This is a genomic window from Ruegeria sp. CK3 (genome assembly GCF_056536565.1).
The window spans coordinates 1-1912 of the sequence record NZ_JBQFPV010000030.1; the positions used below are offsets into that span (position 1 = coordinate 1).

Sequence of the window (1912 nt, forward strand, 5' to 3'; positions counted from 1 at the left end):
GAACATGTCAATATCATCCGGGATATCCTCGGGCACGCGACGCTGGACATGTCTCAGAAGCACTACAATCGTGCCACCGGGTTGTCGGCCTGTGACGACTACCAATCTCTCCTGCAGGCAAAGATGAAGACCTTGGGTCGTAAACGGTAAGTTTTCGCATCCGAAAGCCGCTCGTCGGTTCGGCCAAATGCCTATGACCAAAGCATTTTCCGTTGCAACGGGTTGCAATCGAAAGTGGAAGACACGGCCCAATCCATGCCTATAGTGGGTTGGGCCAACCAGTTCCTCAGACCGAAAGGCCCGACCCATGCGCGCCGCCATCTACGCCCGCTACTCCACCGATCTTCAAAGTGACGCCTCCATTGAGGACCAACATCGGCTGTGCCTACGCCTGATCGATAGCAATGGATGGCAGAAGGCCTAGACCGGATCAGCCGGGATCAGGAACATATTGCGGCCTTCTTCAAACAGATGCGGTTTCAGGGCATCCCGATTGTCACCGTGGCTGAAGGTGAGATTTCCGAACTGCATATCGGCCTCAAAGGGACCATGAGCAGTCTGTTCCTGAAAGACCTAGCTCAAAAGACCCATCGCGGCCTTGAAGGACGTGTGCGCAAAGGCAAGTCGGCAGGTGGTGTAACTTATGGCTATGATGTCGTGCGAGACATGAGCGCAGACGGGTTTATCACCACAGGGGAACGGCGGATCAATGAAAGCCAAGCCCAGATCGTTCAACGTATCTTTCAGGACTACAGCCATGGGCTGAGCCCACGCAACATCGCTGCCCACCTGAACGATGAGGGCATTCCCGGCCCCCGTGGAACATGGGGCGCATCGACGATCTACGGCAACCACCAGCGTGGCACCGGCATCTTGAACAACGAACTCTATATCGGGCGGTTGGTTTGGAACCGGCAGCGTTTCGTCAAAGACCCGGACAGCAGTAAACGGCAAGCTCGCCCAAACCCGCCGGAAGACTGGGTGATTGAAGACGTGTCCGAGTTACGGATCGTGTCCGATGACCTTTGGAACGCGGTGAAGGCACGGCAGGAAAAGACGCGCAATGCCGCGATCAGCGATGGCATCAGTAAGTTGGGCCGCACCAAACGGGCACGGCATCTGTTTTCTGGCATGCTGACCTGCGGGTGTTGCGGCGGCGGCATCACCCAAGTCGGAAAGCAGTATTACGGGTGCTCCGCTCATAAGAACAAAGGTACTTGTGACAACCGGTTGACGATAAAACGCACCGACTTTGAGGACCGCGTTCTCTCCGGCCTCAAGGAACAGTTGCTGCACCCTGATCTGATCGCGGAATTCACCAACGCTTATCAAGAGGAATACAACCGTCTTGTTGGGTCCATTCAACAGGAACGGAGTAAGGCCGAACGCGATCTGGCGAAAGTAGAGAGTAAGATCGCACATCTCGTCGACGCCATCAGCGATGGCATGTTCCACCCCAGCATGAAAGAAAAGCTGACTGAGTTAGAAGCGCGCAAAGTCGAATTCGAAGGCATCATCAATTCAGTGTCAGATGAACCGCCGGTTTTGCTGCATTCCGGATTGTCCGATGTGTATCGTGAACAAGTCGCTAATCTGACCACGGCACTGCGCGATCCGTCATCTCAGGCGAAAGCGACATCCATCATTCGCAGCTGTCTATCGGAGATCAGGTTGATCCCGGATGATGGAAAGTATGCGATTGAACTTGTTGGGGAACTCGCAGGTTTGCTTGCGTTGGGAGCATCTCAGAACGAACAAAGCCGCCCTGAGGCGGCTTGTTCGGAACTCTGTTCGCCAACACTGGTTGCGGGAGCAGGATTTGAACCTGCGACCTTCAGGTTATGAGCCTGACGAGCTACCGGGCTGCTCCATCCCGCGACACTTTGGTGGCCTAGCGCTTACGCTACATGAG

Annotated in this window: 1 protein-coding gene and 1 tRNA gene; one reads left to right on the forward strand and one right to left on the reverse strand. The window is 55.1% G+C overall.

Going from position 1 to position 1912, the window contains the following annotated elements; genetic code table 11:
• The first annotated feature begins 666 nt into the window (after nt 1–666).
• Complete coding sequence (locus ACR0C3_RS23260) at nt 667–1845, forward strand: recombinase family protein (RefSeq protein ID WP_480760781.1); 1179 nt, start codon at nt 667–669, stop codon at nt 1843–1845.
• Here the strand turns inward: ACR0C3_RS23260 and ACR0C3_RS23265 are convergent.
• Nucleotides 1802–1878 (reverse strand) — tRNA-Met (locus ACR0C3_RS23265). The genes ACR0C3_RS23260 and ACR0C3_RS23265 overlap by 44 nt on opposite strands.
• Nucleotides 1879–1912 lie beyond the last annotated feature (34 nt).